Source organism: Paenibacillus sp. J31R30 (assembly GCF_059692115.1).
Genome location: NZ_JCAUAV010000020.1, coordinates 30,127 through 47,950 on the forward strand (window position 1 = coordinate 30,127; position 17,824 = coordinate 47,950).

General features: G+C 47.3%; 12 protein-coding genes and 1 riboswitch. Of the genes, 11 read left to right on the forward strand and 1 reads right to left on the reverse strand.

What is annotated here, in order from left to right:
* The first annotated feature begins 110 nt into the window (after positions 1 to 110).
* The 11 genes from uptA (at position 111) to AC58QO_RS31875 (ending at position 16,928) form a co-directional block, all read left to right on the forward strand.
* Positions 111 to 710 carry an undecaprenyl phosphate transporter UptA gene (uptA, locus tag AC58QO_RS31825; RefSeq protein WP_497272700.1) on the forward strand — a complete coding sequence of 200 codons (600 nt, stop codon included), beginning with the start codon at positions 111 to 113 and terminating at the stop codon, positions 708 to 710.
* A 74-nt stretch (positions 711 to 784) separates the two neighbouring features.
* The gene (locus tag AC58QO_RS31830) at positions 785 to 1,351 is read left to right on the forward strand and encodes a thioredoxin family protein (protein ID WP_497272702.1); all 567 of its coding nucleotides are present in this window, start codon (positions 785 to 787) and stop codon (positions 1,349 to 1,351) included.
* Positions 1,352 to 1,370: 19 nt separating this feature from the next.
* The gene (locus AC58QO_RS31835; RefSeq protein ID WP_497272704.1) at positions 1,371 to 1,994 is read left to right on the forward strand and encodes an MBL fold metallo-hydrolase; all 624 of its coding nucleotides are present in this window, start codon (positions 1,371 to 1,373) and stop codon (positions 1,992 to 1,994) included.
* Positions 1,995 to 2,613: 619 nt separating this feature from the next.
* Entirely contained in the window at positions 2,614 to 2,892 is a 279-nt protein-coding gene (locus tag AC58QO_RS31840; protein WP_497272706.1) for a hypothetical protein, read from the forward strand.
* A 140-nt stretch (positions 2,893 to 3,032) separates the two neighbouring features.
* Positions 3,033 to 3,227: riboswitch (cobalamin riboswitch) on the forward strand.
* 161 nt (positions 3,228 to 3,388) lie between these two features.
* A complete protein-coding gene (locus tag AC58QO_RS31845; RefSeq protein ID WP_497272708.1) occupies positions 3,389 to 10,234 on the forward strand; it encodes an S-layer homology domain-containing protein in 6,846 nt (2,281 codons plus the stop codon).
* A 62-nt stretch (positions 10,235 to 10,296) separates the two neighbouring features.
* The gene (locus tag AC58QO_RS31850; RefSeq protein ID WP_497272710.1) at positions 10,297 to 11,205 is read left to right on the forward strand and encodes a DUF4430 domain-containing protein; all 909 of its coding nucleotides are present in this window, start codon (positions 10,297 to 10,299) and stop codon (positions 11,203 to 11,205) included.
* Entirely contained in the window at positions 11,202 to 12,095 is an 894-nt protein-coding gene (locus tag AC58QO_RS31855; RefSeq protein WP_497272712.1) for an energy-coupling factor transporter transmembrane component T, read from the forward strand. The genes AC58QO_RS31850 and AC58QO_RS31855 overlap by 4 nt, the downstream gene beginning before the upstream one ends.
* Positions 12,068 to 13,756, forward strand: coding sequence for an ABC transporter ATP-binding protein (locus tag AC58QO_RS31860; protein ID WP_497272714.1), 1,689 nt, complete (start codon positions 12,068 to 12,070; stop codon positions 13,754 to 13,756). The genes AC58QO_RS31855 and AC58QO_RS31860 overlap by 28 nt, the downstream gene beginning before the upstream one ends.
* Entirely contained in the window at positions 13,723 to 14,451 is a 729-nt protein-coding gene (locus AC58QO_RS31865; RefSeq protein ID WP_497272716.1) for an ECF transporter S component, read from the forward strand. Before AC58QO_RS31860 ends, AC58QO_RS31865 begins: the two co-directional genes overlap by 34 nt.
* A 218-nt stretch (positions 14,452 to 14,669) precedes the next feature.
* Positions 14,670 to 15,824: a Gfo/Idh/MocA family protein gene (locus AC58QO_RS31870; protein WP_497272718.1), complete on the forward strand. Its 1,155-nt coding sequence runs from the start codon at positions 14,670 to 14,672 to the stop codon at positions 15,822 to 15,824.
* A gap of 21 nt (positions 15,825 to 15,845) precedes the next feature.
* Positions 15,846 to 16,928 (forward strand): Gfo/Idh/MocA family protein, encoded by a 1,083-nt coding sequence (locus AC58QO_RS31875; RefSeq protein ID WP_497272748.1) that lies wholly within the window; start codon positions 15,846 to 15,848, stop codon positions 16,926 to 16,928.
* On the opposite strand, the gene AC58QO_RS31880 is transcribed toward AC58QO_RS31875, so the two are convergent.
* Positions 16,912 to 17,811 carry an AraC family transcriptional regulator gene (locus tag AC58QO_RS31880; RefSeq protein ID WP_497272720.1) on the reverse strand — a complete coding sequence of 300 codons (900 nt, stop codon included), beginning with the start codon at positions 17,809 to 17,811 and terminating at the stop codon, positions 16,912 to 16,914. The two genes, AC58QO_RS31875 and AC58QO_RS31880, sit on opposite strands and share 17 nt — an antisense overlap.
* Positions 17,812 to 17,824 lie beyond the last annotated feature (13 nt).

Sequence of the window (17,824 nt, forward strand, 5' to 3'; positions counted from 1 at the left end):
CCTGTCTATGATAGAATGTGGATGAGATCATTAAAATAAGAGTTTTTATTAGTTAGCAGTGTATGGTTACAACGAATGGGATGGAAAGCGAAGCGAAGAGAGGGTTACGAATGCATGATTTGATTAATACGGTTTTGGTGTATTTGGAAGGCTTGGGGTACTGGGGGATTTTCCTTGGACTGATGCTAGAGGTGATTCCGAACGAATTGCTTTTAGCTTATGCAGGGTATCTCGTATCCAAGGGCCAAATTAACTTCGTGGGGGCTATGCTTTGCGCGGTCGTCGGGGGGACGTTGGCTCAAATCGTTTTGTATTGGATTGGACGCTACGGTGGCAGGCCGTTTCTGGAGAAGTACGGCAAATACTTGCTGATCAGCAAGCATCATATCGATGTAGCGGAAAGCTGGTTTAACCGGTATGGGACGGGGATGATTTTTACAGCGAGATTTATCCCGATTGTACGTCATGCGATCTCTTTGCCAGGCGGAATGGCCAAAATGCCGTTGGGCAAATTCTCCCTGTACACGGGACTAGCCCTAGTTCCTTACTCCTTTTTGTATATTTATTTGGGCATGAAATTGAAGGACAACTGGGAGACCATTGGCGAGTATGCAGGGCCTTATATTAAACCTTTGATTCTGGCAGCGGTCGTGCTGACGATCTTGTATGCAGGCTATCAATTTTATCTCAAAAGAAAAGCGAAAGTCTAGCAAGGTATTTGGCGGTTTCGTTTGCTTTTGATACAATGAAAGAGAATATGGATGATCTTGGGAGGATGAAATCAATGAGTACGAATCTTGCTAGTAAGCTGCGCACAGGCTTGAAGCCGCAACAGTTTATCGATGGTATGGAGAAAAATAAAGAGCAATTCCAAGCGTATTACGATGGTTTCGCATGGGACAATGAAGAGGATAAGGAATATTTCGAATCCCTCAATAATCGCGATGATCTTCGTTGCTTGATTGTTGCTGCTGACTGGTGTGGAGACGTTGTTCGCAACGTGCCTGTTGTTTTCAAGGCTTTGGAAAATAGCGGCGTGCCGACAGAAGTTCTCATTATCGAGCAAAATTATGATGTGATTGATCAGTTCCTAACAGGCGGCGGGCGTGCGATTCCGATCGTTATTTTCACAGATACAGGCGGTTTCGTGCTTGGACACTGGGGTCCTCGTCCTAAGAACGTGCAAGCGGTTATGACGCAATTCAAGAAAGAAAATCCAGATCGCGATGCGGCAGATTATAACGAAAAAATTCAAGTAGCCAGAGCCGAAATGGGCCGTCAATATGGCGAAGGTAACGGATATCATGCTGTTATTGTGAAGGAACTTCGTTCATTGATCGAGTCGTTCTAAGAGTGAGGGTGGCAACACGATGATCAACATTCAATCCTTCGTTCTAGGTCCGGTTCAGACGAACGCATACTTACTGTCGAATCCAGAGACGAATCAAGGTATTATTATCGATCCAGGCATGAATCCCAAGTCGCTGATCAAAAAGATCGCCGACATGGATATCGTTGCGATTCTGCTGACGCATGCGCATTTCGATCACATCGGTGGTGTAGACGAAATTCGTAAGCTCAAGAACTGTCCGGTGTATATTCACGACCTGGAAGCTGATTGGCTGACGAATCCGAAGAAAAATGGCTCCGCACGCTGGCCTGATCTTGGCGCTCCGATTGTTACGGATCCTGCGGAATTCGCGCTGGATGAAGGGCAAACACTGGAGTTTCTGGGCATCCAGCTCAAAGTGTTTCACACCCCAGGCCACTCTCCTGGCAGCGTGAGCTTCTTGTATGAGAATCACCTGTTCAGCGGTGACGTGCTGTTTAAGCTGTCGGTCGGTCGTACCGACCTCCTCGGTGGAGACAACAATACCCTGCTGGATTCCATTCAGGATAAGTTGTTCCTGCTGGACGACGATGTCATCGTCTATTCGGGGCACGGCGCGAAAACAACGATCGGCTTCGAACGTGAGAATAACCCATACGTGTAAGGCTAGTAGGACTGCTCCCTCGATGAGGGGGCGGTTTTTTTTGTGAGAGGGTGTTCAGGTGAAATCTGTGAACTAGGTTTGAAATGACCGCGTAAGTGGTCAAAGCTGCTAAAAGGCACTTATTTTCAGGGAAATGAGCGAAACGGAGGGAAATAAGTGCGAAAGTGCAACCTTTTGGACCGAAAAGGTGCTCAGAAGAGGCGTGACGGAGGAAATAGTTGCCTTTTTGCACGTATTTTAGATCGAGCGGTCAAGCCGCTAGAAAAGGTTGTCTTTTTGCACTTTTGCAGCCTTCACAGCTGCATTCAAGAGAGGCTCCGCTATATTTATGGCTGGAGCGTCCCTTTTTTGTGCTGGAATGGGAGAGGCTGTGGTGATGAGCGGCAGTTGCCAAAGCTAGCTGGCTAAGCCTAATTCGTATGTTGTTTCGCGCATATGCTCGTTCGCCCATGACACCCACCCAATTTATTAAGTAACTGGGTGTTTACCGTGTGCAACGTAGGTGGTTCCCCATAGACTGATGTTGTAAGCTATTCACCCAACTTCAACAATAACTTTCAAGTTAAACCGCAAGCTTGTGAAAGTCCCTGTAAGGAAAATATGAAGGAGGTGCTCTCTCATGGAACATATAAAAGTTCCGAATTACCCAATGCAACCAATGCCAATGCCAATGCCAACCCCGATGCCAATGCCGATGCCGACTCCGCTTCCAGCTCCTGCGCCTATTATGCATCAACCGATCCACTTGCACGCGTCCTACCAACAAACTGAATTTGTATTCCCAAAACCAGTTCACACGCAAGCAGTTGCTTGTCCTCCGAAAAACAATTCGGCTGCTAGTATCCTAGTACTTTTCATTTTGCTAGTTATCATTACGCGTAGCATTTGTAAGTATTAATTTACGGATTGCACGGGTAAAAGAGGAAGGTAATCCCGCAGGGCTGTGTGTCCTGATGGGGTTGCCTTTTTTTTGTTTTGAAAAAAAGGATTGTCTATTACGATGAAGTCATGTACAATTCGTCATGATTACAGACAATTTCATAAATTAGCTTATTAGGTGCTTTCTGCTGAATCTAGCGGAAGCTTAAAAGGGAAGTTCGGTTGAAATCCGATGCGGTCCCGCCACTGTAACGCTGAGCTTACAATTATAGCCACTCTCGATAACAAGAGGGGAAGGAGATTGTATAAGCGATGAAGCGAAGCCAGGAGACCTGCCTTGTAAGTATTCTATTTTTTTTCCCACGAGGATGGGAGGAAGATGTTTCTTTGCATTTGCCAAAAAGAATGTTTAATCGTTGGATTAACATGCATTCTTACAAAGACATCTTTCCTCTGTTACTCAGGGAAAGGTGTTTTTTTTCGTTTACAAATTAGTAAGGGAAAGAGGTATGCAGATGATTCGTCGTTATATGTCAAAATCGTTTATCGCACTGTTTATGTCTTTTATGCTCTTATTTTCTTCATTAGGGACATTGTTCGTCTCAAGTAAGCAGGCTTTGGCTGCTACAGATACAGGTTCGGAAACATCGGTCTCTGCCAATGTTTATTTGGCGAATGCCAAAAATTATTATGATAGTACAACGAATAAGGTTATGGGCAACTTCCTAGACACACTGTCTTTTAGAGGAGCATGGGGAAGTGATTTTACAGGATATACGTTGCCTGTTGAATTCGGGCAAGATTTCACAAGCAATACTGCCTCCGGGTTTGGGGATCGCATTTTAGGCGTGCTGTCCGTAGGCGGGAATCCGTATAAAACAGCGACCGGACAAAATTTGGTGCAGGCGCTAGTTGAGAAACAAAATGCGAATGGATATTTCGATAGCAGCAATCTTGCTATCCATGCGTGGGCAGTTATCGGACTTAATGCGGCCAACGCTTCACAATATTACAACGAAGGTAAATTGGCTTCCGCCAAAGCTTATGATAAATCAGCTGCAATTAGCTGGATCATTAGTAAGCAAAATGCTACAAGCGGAGCAATTGGGAGCAATCTCAGTAGTACGAGCCCTGCTTTAATCGCACTGGCAGGTGCCAGAGAAATGAATGGCGTAGATGCAGCGATTCAAAAAGCCGTAGCCTATATCAAAACACAACAAAAAAGCTCAGGTGACTTTGTAGGCGGTTTTGGCTCCAATATGGCGGATACTTCTAATGCTGTTATGGCATTAACCTCGGTTGGCATTGATGTGACTAGCAGTGACTGGACAGTCAATGGTGTCAATCCGTTAAGTGTGTTCGCCAAATACCAGTTGGCAGCTGGTGGATTTGCAAGTACAGTGGCCAACCTAACTAACGGCACAGTTAATGCCACCGCAACGCAAAATGCGATCATCGCTTTAAGCCAAATAGTCTCGGGTGTAAGCGTATGGGATAAAATTAAATACGACGTAGATGTTACTGCCGATCAAGGGGCCGTTGATCTTGATTATGCTTTTTTATCGCTCGGCGATACCAGCTATACGACCAATAACCTCTCGTTACCAATAGCGGGGTCATTTGGTTCAACCATAACATGGTCATCGAACGACGCAGCAGTGACTTCCAGCGGAATTGTTAACCGGCCTGTGTTCCCTGCGGATAATAAGGTCGTTAGCCTGAATGCAACCATTACCAAAGGCGGAGCCACATTAATTAAGCCTTTCACGATTAGAGTCATTGCTTCCATCGATAAGATTACAGCTGGTTACTTACTCAACCAATCCCAAAATTACTATAATGTCGTAAAAAATAAAAATCTGACTTCCTGGTGGGATTTAGGTGCGGTTTTCGGCGGTTGGGGATCTGTTAACGGTTATACGTTCCCTTCCTATACAGGACAGTTAACGGCTTCACAACCTACGGATTATGCTGGACTTATTCTGGGCTTGATCAGTTCAGGTAAAAACCCGTATCAAACACCGAGTGGGCAAAATATTATTGAAGAGTTTGTGAGAAGCAAGCAAGGTACAGGAGGCTCGTTCTCTTCTTTAAGCAATCAGCAAATGTGGTCGATTATCGCCTTAAATGCGGCTAATGCGGAGAACATTTATAATCGTACGAATCCGGCTACGCCATACGATAAAAAAGGCGCAGTTCAGAAGCTGATTGCCATGCAATCAGTGAGCGGTTCCTTTGGCAGCTTAGCAGACTATACAGGCATGGCGCTTATTGCTCTTACCGGCTCCAGAGAAATTGAGGGCGCTAATGATGCGATTGCGAAGGCAATCCATTATTTGAAAAGCATCCAGTTGCAAACAGGGGTGTTTGCTGCTGGCTGGGGTAATGATAACGGAAATACGGATGCAACCGTTATTTCCGGTTTAGTTGCCGCAGGAGAGGATCTGACAAGCCCCGCCTGGATAGCAGGCAGTAAAACGCCAATTGATACCTTGTCTCAATACCAGAGTACCAATGGTGGATTTAAGTATAAAACTTCGCTGGGTGTAGATTCGATCGCTTCCTATCAAGCGATTATTGCTTTAGGAGATCTAATTACTGGAGATAGTGTTTGGAAAAGAATAAAAATGGCGGCTCCATCTTTGCCTAACGACGATAAACCGTCATTGGCTGAGATAAATACGGCTATTGATACTGCTTCAAATTATTTTACAGGAGCTAAAGGAGTAGGGGTTATAGATGACTGGATTGCCATTGGTCTAGCAAGATCAGGGCAGAAGCTGCCAGAATCCTACTACCAACACTTAGTAAACTATGTTAGTGGAGTTCAAGGGGAGTTTGACCCGGTAACTGACTTAAGTCGTACGATTTTAGGTTTTACGGTAGCTGGTGGCGATGCAACAAATGTTGCCGGATATAACCTCATAGAGAAATTATATAACTATAGCCAGATGGCCACGAATGGTACCAATGGACTTATTTATGCGTTAATCGCGCTAGACTCTAAAAATTATCAAATACCTGATAATGCTTTATGGACAAGAGAAAAGCTTTTTAATGAGCTTATATCTAAGCAGCATACAGATGGTGGTTTCTCCTTATTTGGCGATATGAGCGACTCTGACATTACGGCGATGGCTTTAATCGCACTTGCTCCTTATCGTAGCAACCCAGCCGTAGCGGATAACATTGATCATGCAGCTAATTGGTTATCTGACCATCAACTGGAAAGCGGGGGGCTCCCAACTGCTTGGAGCAGTGAGAGCAGCGAGAGTATTTCCCAAGCGATTATTGCTTTAACCTCAGCTGGAGTAGATCCGACGGGACCTAATTATACAGCGAATAGCGGTGTGAATTTAGTAGAAAGACTCTTGCAATTCCGTGTGGAAGATGGTGGCTTTAAACATACCATGGATGCTGCAAATTCTAACGGAATGGCAACCGAACAAGCTTTGCAGGCCATAGTAGCCTACAAGATTTTTCGAGACAGCACTGGGGAAGAGCGATTATATGATTTCACCAAATCATTACCAGGGCTTGAACCGACGTTAGCAACTCCGCAAGTGAGTATTCGTATTGAGGGGCCAGAATCTCGTATTGCCGAGGGCAGCACAGTGGGCGCGACCGTCCTTCAGGCACTTGAGTCGTTTACATCCGCCAAAGGCATCGAATTCCAAAAAGAGATGCAATGGGGAGCTCTTAAACTAACCATACAAGGCATTCATCCTTCTGATGAAACAGGAGGGTTTTGGGATTATGCCGTTCATAGAGGAAATACATGGATTACGTCTGCTACGGATACTAGCTTTTCTAAAGTAAATCCAGAATTAATCACGTTAAAGCCCCATGATGAGGTTATTCTCTTTTACACCAATGAATGGATGGCACCTCCTGCGATGCCGATCGATTCCATTACGATTGAACCGGTAACAGGTAGAACGCTTTACGATACTGATTTCAATGTTAAAGTTCAAAAGACCGAAAAAGGGATCGATACGAAGCTTTATCCTGTTGATGCGGCGAACGTTATTGTAACGATAAACGAGGATTCAACAGGCACAGTAGTGGCGTCTAAAACAACGGATGCTAATGGGAAAGCATTGTTTAGTAAGCTTCCTGTAGGACATTATACGGTTTCAGTGTCTGGCTATGTTCAAAGTGGTACACCAACAGTGGTTTATACGACTGTGCCATTAATTAATTTGAGGGAGTTATCGTTACCGAGTGGGAATGATGAACCTACGATTACGATTGCAGCAAGCGATCCGGGCAATCTTATTCCTATCACAAGTGCGGATGCCCATAAAGAAATAACGGTAAACTTACCAGCTGATAGCAACGCAGAGGTTCGACTGAATCTGTCTGCAGGAACTGCCCTTCCAGCAATTAATGCTGTCAAAGGGAATGTATCCATGGTCATCCCTCAGGGGGCACAGATTATCGGAGGGGATTCATCAGCGTTATCCTTAATTACAGCTAATGAAACTACGAATTCAGTCATCATTGGACAGGTAAACACACTCATTCCGGATGGTAAGAAGCTTGATGCTATTTCAAAAGCGATCACAATTGGCGGCAATAGGGGAGTCCAATTTGATCAATTTATCGCCTTAACCTTTAAAGGCATGAACGGGAAGAATGCGGCCTATGTTCAGAATGGATTCCCTTATACCATTCAGAAATATGCCAATGATGCAGCAGGAATCGCCAGCGGTAAAAATGAGTACGCGTATGATAGTGGAAATGATCTTATTGTAAAAACCAAACATTTTACAGACTTTATTGCCTACACGTCTAGCGTGGTTGAAACGCCGGGTGGTGGTACACCTCTGCCAGGTAAACATGTAACGTTATCAGTAGATAAACTAACAATTAATAAAGGATATGTTATACCTGAATTAAGTGTTGAATTACAGCAAGGAGATACGGCTTGGAGTGTTTTAAAGAGAGTACTTGATACTCGCGGAACGATTTATAAGTACAAATGGTACGAGTCCTATGGAAGTGTCTATGTACAGTCTATTGATGGTGATGGTGAGTTTGATCATGGGGAAGGCAGTGGATGGAAGTATAATGTCAACGGTGTTTATCCTGGGTATGGAGCAAGTTCATATACCCTTGAGGACGGCGACTCCGTTCAATGGCGATATACAACTAATCTTGGGGAAGATCTAGGGGAGAAACTACCACCGGGAGCAATACCGCCAGGTCCAATCATTCATCCAAATGATAAGAAACCAGTCATTGAAGTCCCAGAAAGTATCAAGGAAGATTATATCGTAAGCATCACGAAAGAACTTCAAGACAAAGAACAGATCACAATAAACATCCCGAATGTGACATCGAAAGTCATTCTTAATCTAGCAGATGTGAAAGACAGTATTCCCATGATCACTGCTGTGAAAGGCGATATTACGGTTTCATTTGATAAGGGAACCGTGTTGAAATCCGGTGATCCTAATGTAGAGCTCATTACTGGTATTGATCTTAATAAAGCTAATCTGCAAGGTCTCGTGAAGAGTATCCTCAGCAGTGATGGCACGAAACAGCCGAAGCTCGAACACGCTTTTGCCATGGGGAATGGGAATCAATCGGTCCTATTCGATAAGACGCTTACCCTTGTTATTAAGGGTGGGAAAGGGCAGCTCGCTGGATATCTCGAAGGGGATACCTTTACCCCGATTGAGATCTATGAGAATGAAGATGAAGGTATAGCGGCTACGAATGGTAAGGAGAAAGTGACTTACGCGTTCGTCAAAGATAATGATTTGATCATCAAAACGAATCATTTCACGAATTTCGTTACGTTTACGGTTAACGAAGAGACAGCGGAGGCGTTTGATTTAAATAAGCTGTACGCAGACGCGGGCACAATCTCAACATGGGCCCTCGACGCGATCAGCGAGGCGACGAAGAAAGCTTTTGTCAGCGGCAGCTATGGGTCATTTAACCCGCAGACTACGATCACAAGAGCAGAGTTTACGAAGATGCTGGCAGGCGTTCTTGGTTTAGATGTTAAAGCTGCAAAGGTCATAAGCTTCAAGGATGTTACTTCACAGGACTGGTTCTACCCTTACGTGAATGCGGCATACAAAGCTGGGTTCATCTCAGGGTACAGTAACGATCAATTCCTTCCCAACGAGAAGCTGACGCGTGAGCAAATGGCTGTCATTATGGTCAAAGCTCTTGGCCTTCCATCTACTGGACAGACGGCTGCTATTGCGGATTTGGACGAAGTCTCGGATTGGGCCAAAGCGGCGGTGCAGACGGTTATGGCACGTGGGCTGATGTCGGGCTGGGATCAACGTTTCCATCCAAGTGATGAAGTAACGAGAGAAATGGCAACGGTTGTTGCCATGAGAGCTTATCACGATCAACATGATGCAGGGCAGGGAACCCTTCAGCCGGATAGCTTAAAAAAGGCTGTGGTTGAGAAGCAAATCCATCAGACAGCTGCATTCTTGCAGCAAACGATTACCGATCCTACTGTAGCTTCAATCGGTGGGGATTGGACGGTAGTAGGACTGGCGCGCTCCGGCGTTCCAGTTCCAGATGCCTACTACGCGAAATATTACGCGAATGTGGAAAAAATTTTAAAGGAAGCGTCGGGCAAGCTGCACACCGTAAAGTATACGGAGTATGACCGAGTCATCTTGGGATTAACTTCGATTGGTCGTAGCGTTGATCAAGTAGCTGGCTACAATCTAAGAGATTGGCTAGCCGATTACGATACGCTTATCAAGCAAGGCATCAATGGCCCTATCTTCGCCCTCATTGCGCTGGATAGCAGAGCCTATGACATCCCAATGGTTAATGGCGTTAAGAAACAGACAACCAGAGAGCTGTTGATTGATTTTATTTTGAAAAGGGAACTGGCGGATGGTGGATGGGCTCTAGGCGAGAGCGCGACGGAGTCCGATCCGGACATTACAGCGATGGCAATCCAAGGATTGACCCCTTATTACAAAACAAACCAGCGAGTTCAGGCAGCTGTAGATCGCGCACTGATTTGGTTATCCAAAACTCAAAAGGCAGACGGCGGCTACGCGAGTTATGAAACCGCGAATGTAGAGAGCATTGCTCAAGTTGTAGTGGCGCTAACCAGCCTTGGGATTAATCCGCATACGGATGCGCGTTTTATCAAAAACGGCAGCTCAGCGATCGATGCCTTGTTGAGCTTCTCCTCCGTGAGCGGCGGCTTCTACCATGTGAAATCTGGCGGAGTCGATAATGGCGGCGGTAAACCAGGCGAAGTGGATCCGATGGCAACGGATCAAGCGATGTATGCACTTGTTGCGTACGACCGACTCATCAAAGGGCAGACTCGATTATACGATATGACGGATGTACACGTAGAATAAGAAGTGACGAGCAGGGGCATGAGAATGCCCTTGCTTTGTTAGTTAAGGATGTGAATAATCGCATGGCGATGAAAAAGTGGCTGGCCGCTGTTGGGATTGTTGGGCTTTTGGCTATTGCGTTCTTCTGGGGCGGGAATAGCCCGAAAAGCACGGTTGTACCCGAGTTAAGCAGCTCCGATGCTCAAGTAACTCCCTCGGCAGCAATGACAGTTGCACCACCAACGGTTGCACCGAAGGAAATAGAATCAACGCAGCCAATTCAAGCAACGGTTAAGGAGTCAGAAGCTGCCATTGCAAAGGCTGATAAGCCCAATATAGAAGCAGACACAAAGCCTAATCCGGCAGAGCCTAAACCAACCGAGGTTGCAAAGAATCCAGCGGTTGAAACGACTAGCCCTGAACCATCCGTTGAAACAGCCAAGCCATCGGTGCTTCCCTCCCAAGCTCCAGAACCAACGAAGGATAAATTCCTTACCGAACCTGTGCCAGAAGGGAAACCGAATCCAGTCGAGTGGCAGGACGTTACGATCAATAAGAAAAAAACGTTAACGGCTACGTTATCTGTAACCTGCAAGACGATTTTGAGCCATATGAGCCTTTTCAATAAGGATAAGCTGGAAGTGCTGCCTGCTGACGGCGTGATTTATAAGGCGCAGACGGTAACCTTTTACGAGGGGGAATCGGTGTTCGATGTCCTGCTCAGAGAGATGAAGAAGAACAAAATTCACATGGAATTCGCCATGACACCAGTGTATAACAGCAATTATATTGAGGGTATTCACAATTTATATGAGTTTGATTGCGGTGAGCTAAGCGGTTGGATGTACAAGGTGAATGGCTGGTTTCCTAATTATGGAGCGAGTCGTTTCCTTTTAAAAGACGGTGATGTCATCGAATGGGTATACACCTGTGACTTAGGGCGTGACGTAGGCGGAGGCGGAGGTCCGGCTGGGGCAGGTGGGAAAAAATGAGGCGAGACGCCTTCTCGACGTTTCATCCGGTTGTTAACTTTGCGTACTTTGTAGCGATTTTCATATGCAGCATGGTGTTTATGCATCCAATCTTCCAAGCGATTGCGCTCGTCAGTAGCCTCCTCTACTCCATAACGCTAAAAGGGAAGAAAGCCGCTAAATTTAATGGGTTATATCTATTTCCGCTGCTCGTGCTGATGGCTGTGTTGAACCCTGTTTTCAATCACGCAGGTGTGACGATTCTGTTCTATCTACACAATGGAAACCCGATTACACTTGAATCCATGCTGTACGGCATTGCTGCTGCGTGCATGTACGTGACGGTTATTGTGTGGTTTTCCTGCTACAACGCTGTGATGACCTCAGATAAATTCATTTATTTGTTTGGTAAAATGATGCCTGCTCTGTCGCTGATTCTTTCTATGGTGCTTCGTTTTGTACCTAGATATTTAGCACAGTTAAAGATGATTTCGAATGCGCAACGGTGCATCGGCAGGGATGCTTCGCAGGGCAATATCGTGAACAGGGCTCGCAACGGGATTCGCATCCTCTCGATCATGACGACATGGGCGCTGGAAAATGCGATTGAAACCGCCGACTCTATGAAGTCGAGAGGATACGGTTTGCCGGGTCGTACGAGCTTCTCTACCTTCCGATTTGATCGTCGTGACAGACGGGTCAGTTCGATCATGGTTGGGCTCATTCTCATAGTAGGCGCAGGCGCATGGAAGGGAGAGAATACGATACGCTACTTCCCATCGATTCATGTTCAGGACGTAACACCGCTTAGTGTAGTCGTATATATCGCATATGGCTCATTATGCGTACTGCCTGTGTTCATTCAAATTGTGGAGGGGTTCAAATGGCGATTTATCACATCAAGGATCTAAGTTTTGCCTTTCCGCTTCAAGAGACGAATGTCCTGTCTGCGATCCATCTTTCGATTCACAGTGGGGAGTTCGTGACCATCTGCGGTAAATCTGGCTGTGGGAAGAGCACACTGCTTAGACAGCTGAAGTCGGTGCTTACGCCGCACGGTACGCGGAGCGGGGAGATTTATTTTCGCGGGCAGGTGTTGAGAGAAATTGGCCAGCGCACGCAAGCAGCGGACATTGGATTCGTGCTGCAAAATCCAGATAATCAAATCGTGACGGATAAGGTGTGGCATGAGCTGGCTTTTGGATTGGAGAGCTTAGGCTGCGATCAGTCCACGATTCGGCTGCGTGTAGCTGAGATGGCCAGCTTTTTCGGTATTCAGACGTGGTTTCACCGAAGCGTTAGCGAGCTTTCCGGCGGGCAGAAGCAGTTGCTGAATCTAGCCTCCATCATGGCTATGCATCCCTCGGTGCTCATCCTGGATGAGCCCACTTCCCAGCTGGACCCGATTGCTGCAGCGGATTTCCTGGAAACGATCAGCAAAATTAATCGGGAGCTAGGGACGACGATTATCATGACGGAGCATCGGCTGGAGGAGGTTCTGCCGATCTCGGATCGGCTCATCGTGTTGGATCAAGGGAGGATCATTGCTGACGATACACCATCCAAGGTAGGAGAGGTACTGCGCGGGCTGGGGCACCCGATGTTTGCGGCAATGCCTTCGCCGATGCAAATTTATGCGGGTGTCGCCGAGGGGCAGACGGGACCGATTACTGTCAAAGGGGGACGGCAGTGGCTCAGTGCATACATGGCAGATAAGTTGTCTGCGCCTGTATTGGATATACCTACAGACACTACTCCCCACAAAAGTCCGCTTGCGATTCAATTCAAAGATGTGTGGTTCCGACATGAACGGAACGGACCCGATACGATCAAAGACCTCTCCTTCGATGTCCGAGAAGGCCAGTTCTACTGCCTAGTTGGCGGCAACGGGACGGGGAAGACGACAACCTTGTCACTTATCAACGGCATCCTGCAGCCGTATCGAGGGAAGGTGCTGATTGATGGCCATAACCCGGCCAAAATGAAGGCAAAGGAGCTTTTCGTCAATCGCTTAGGCGTTCTGCCGCAGAATCCAGCGACTTTATTCGTGAAGAAAACGGTGGAGCTGGATCTGTATGAAATGCTGACTGACAGTCCATTCTCTCAGGAGGAAAAGAGGCTTAAAGTGGAGGCAGTGGTCCAATTCGCTGAGCTTGAGACATTGCTTGGCATGCATCCTTATGACCTCAGCGGAGGTGAGCAGCAGCGAGCGGCACTCGCCAAGGTGCTCCTTTTGGAGCCAAAAATCCTGCTGCTCGACGAGCCGACGAAGGGTTTGGATGGCTTTTTCAAAGAGAAGCTAGGCCTGTTTCTTAGAAAGCTTCATAGCGAGGGCGTAACCATCGTCATGGTTTCGCATGATATTGAATTTTGCGCGAAGTACGGCGAGGACTGTGCGATGTTTTTCGATGGGAGTATCATGACGACGAAGCCAGCTCACCTGTTTTTCGCGGGGAACAGCTTCTATACGACGGCAGCGAATCGGATGGCGCGTCATATTTGGCGTGAGGCAGTTACGGTAGAGGATGTGGTCGAGCTATGCAAGAGAAGCGCACAGGTAGTAGGCGTTTAAGTCGGCGAACAGTCTTCGCAGCACTGCTCATCCTAATCGTCATTCCTGCAACAATGATGCTTGGGATTTTCGTGCTCGATGATCGAAAATATTACTTTATAAGCTTACTGATCGTGTTATATACGATGATTCCATTCGCGATGGTATTTGAGAATCGTAAGCCACAGGCGAGGGAGCTCATTGTCATTGCCGTATTGGCGTCGATTGCGGTGGCCGGGCGTGGAGCTTTCTTCATGCTGCCGCAGTTCAAGCCAGTCGTTGCAATTGTGATTATTAGTGGCGTGTGCTTTGGCGCAGAAGCAGGCTTTCTCGTTGGAGCGACGGCTGGCTTCGTGTCCAATTTCTTCTTTGGACAAGGGCCGTGGACGCCGTGGCAGATGTTCTGTTTTGGATTGATTGGCTTCGTGGCAGGCATTCTGTTCAAGAAAGGACTGCTCAGGAAAACGAAGCTATCCTTGTGTGTGTTTGGAGGATTAGCAACGTTAGTAATCTACGGAGGCATAATTAATCTAGGCTCGTTACTGATGGTCACGCCTAGCTTTTCTTGGGATGCGTTACTTGCCACTTACATCTCAGGCTTCTGGTTTGATATGGTGCACGCGAGTGCGACGGTGTTCTTCTTGTTCCTGATTTCGGGTCCGATGATTGAAAAACTGGAGCGGATTAAGGTTAAGTATGGATTGATGGATTCGTAGCAGATGATAAGTAAGAATGATAAGTAAGAAAGAAAAGTCAGCTCATGTGAGCTGACTTTTCTTTTTGCACCACCAATACCCCGACCTCAGAGCTTTTAGACTCAGCATCGGTGCTTGCCAGAACCGCAAAGTAACGTCATTTTTGCACAAGATAACGTCACATTTGTAACCGCATTCTTGGTATGCTTGGAGCAACGAAAAGCAAGGAGTTGAAGTGGATGCTGAAGGTAGCAATTATTGGTGCTGGCGCAATCTCGAAGGCGCATATTGAAGCGTATTTACAATTTCCGGAGCGTTGTACGATTGTCGCGATTAGTGACATTTATGTGGATAAAGCTCAGGAGCGAATTGACCAGTTTCAGCTGAAAGATGCGAGAGCTGTGAAGGATTATAAAGAACTGCTGCAAGAAGATATCGATCTTGTTTCGATCTGTACGCCGCCGTATACGCATGCTTCACTTACGGTGGAGTTTCTCGAGGCAGGCGCGCATGTCATGGTAGAAAAACCGATGGCGTCCTCGCTCGAGGAATGCGACTTGATGAATGCGGCTGCGCAGCGGACGGGTAAGATTCTGTCTGTTGTGGCGCAGAACCGCTACAAGACGCCGATGATGAAAATGAAGTCCGTGCTGGAAAGCGGCCTCATGGGCAAAATCGTCCACGTCCAAGTCGATTCCTTCTGGTGGCGTGGCCATTGCTACTATGATCTGTGGTGGCGCGGCACATGGGAAAAGGAAGGCGGCGGCCCGACGCTGAACCATGCGGTGCATCATATCGATGCGCTGCTCTGGATGATGGGCAGCCCGACGGAAGTCCAAGCGTTCATGAGCAATGTGTCTCACGATAACGCTGAGGTTGAAGATCTTTCTATTGGGATGCTTCGCTTCCCGGGCGGTTCCCTAGGGCAAATCACGAGCTCAGTCGTCCATCATGGCGAGGAGCAGCAGTTGATTTTCCAAGGTGCGAAGGCTCGTGTATCTGCACCATGGAAGGTGAAGGCGTCGAACTCGACTTCCAATGGCTTCCCGGAGTCGAACAAGGAGCTGGAGGAAGAGCTGCAAGCTTTTTATGAGGCGCTGCCAGAAGTAAAGTATGAAGGACATGCTGGTCAAATCGACAATGTGTTAACAGCAATTGAGACCGGCGCTCCCGTGCTGATCGATGGGATTAGCGGCCGTCAAACCTTGGAGCTGATCACGGGGATTTATAAATCAGCGAGCACAGGCGAGCTTGTGAAATTCCCGCTAGACGCGGAGGATGCGTTCTATACGAGAAGCGGCGTGCAGGCGAATGCGACCCATTTTTACGAGAAGAACACGTCCATTGAGAATTTCGCACCACAGACGATTACAACGGGAAGTACATTTAAATAACCATAGAGGAGACTGACGATGATGCAAAAAAGCGATGGTATGAATTACGCTCCGCAAGGGAGCTTTAATACGGTTTGTCAGCCAGGTGAGTTTATTTTCGCGGCGGCGGCGTTGGATCATGGGCATATTTATGGGATGTGCAATGGGCTGCGGGAAGCGGGCGGCGAGTTGAAATGGGTGTACGATCCAGATCCAGCCAAAGTGGACAAATTTCTGAGCACTTACCCTGGGGTACGTGTGGCAAGCTCGCTCGAAGAGATTCTGCAGGATGCCGAAGTGAAGCTTGTTGCAGCTGCGGCGATTCCTTGCGATCGTGGTCCTCTTGGACTGCGAGTGATGGATAGCGGGAAGGATTATTTCACAGACAAAGCCCCGTTCACAACGCTTGAGCAATTGGAAGCAGCACGTGCGAAGGTAGCCGAGACAGGACAGAAATATGCGGTCTATTACAGCGAGCGTCTTCACGTGGAAAGCGCAGTTTATGCAGGACAATTAATCGAACAAGGTGCGATCGGTCGCGTACATCAAGTCATTGGATTAGGGCCGCATCGCATTAGTTTGTCGAGCAGACCGGATTGGTTTTTTGAGAAGGAGAAATTCGGCGGTATTCTGTGCGATATCGGGAGTCATCAGATCGAGCAGTTCCTGTATTTTACGGGGGCAAAAGATGCGAAAGTTGTTCACAGTAAAGTAGCGAACTACAATTACCCGCAGCATCCGAATTTTGAGGACTTTGGGGACGCTACGTTGGTCGGAGACAATGGTGCAACAGGCTATTTCCGCGTGGATTGGATGACGCCAGACGGCTTAAGTACATGGGGCGACGGCCGGATGACGATCCTGGGGAGCGACGGGTACATTGAGCTTCGCAAATATGTCGATATCGCTAGAGAGCAGACGAGCAATCATGTGTACCTCGTGAACAAGGATGGGGAGCAGCATTTTGCTGTCAGTGGCCAAGTTGGTTACCCTTACTTCGGTCAGTTGATCTTGGATTGCTTGAACCGTACCGAAGTAGCAATGACGCAGGAGCATACCTTTAAAGCGGCAGAGTTGTGCCTCATCGCACAGCGCGATGCCATGATCATTACGACAGCCGAGTAACGGCTGCGATAGGCGCCTTCTGCCCTTGCTTACGATACTGGTGAGGCGTGACGCCGATGTGGCTTTTGAACATTTTGCAAAAGTACGAGCAATTCGTCACACCAATGGCCTCGCCGACGCGAGCCACAGTCTGATCCGTTGACGTCAGCAGCTTCACAGCTTGCTGCAACCTTCTAGCTGTCACATAGTCGGAAATGCTGGTGCCGGTGCATTCTGTGAACAAATGGGACAAGTGATACGGAGATAGGTGCAGATCAGCTGACATCGTCTCCAAGCGCAGCGGTTCGGTGTAATGCTCCTCCAGCCAGCTGAGAATGCGTTCGGCTTGATGGGATTTGCGTGTCGGACCTGTGCGAACCTGACCTTCGCGCTGCTCCCATAGCGGCATGAAGGTGCGGAAGAAAGCAACGAGAAAGAGGGAGAACTCTTCCAGCTCATCTTGCTTGCTTAGTTTCGGTAGTTTCCGCGCAAGGCTTTGGAAAAGCAGATGAAACTGGTCCTCCTCACCTAGCTCGTAAAGACATGGCGCTTGCAGCTTGCTAGTAAGCATATGCTTGAAAAAAGCCAACAATCGCGGCCAAGGCTCAAAGTAGGGTTCGTATAGGGAAGGTTCAAAATGAACAATAGATCGCACGAATGGCGTCTCGGGATCTATCTGAATATGATGCAGCTGATAAGGTTGAAACACACATAACATATTAGGAATGAGTTCATAACTCTTCTGATCAACTATGAGTGTGCCATGCCCCTCGTGAATGATCAAGACTTCAATACCTTGGTGGGCGTGAAACGTACCCTGATACTGTTCGGTTCCTATGGTTCTTCTCTGATAGGTAAAATAAAGCGGGATTTCATGCAATCGGATGTTTTGATCATAGGACATCAGGGTCACTTCC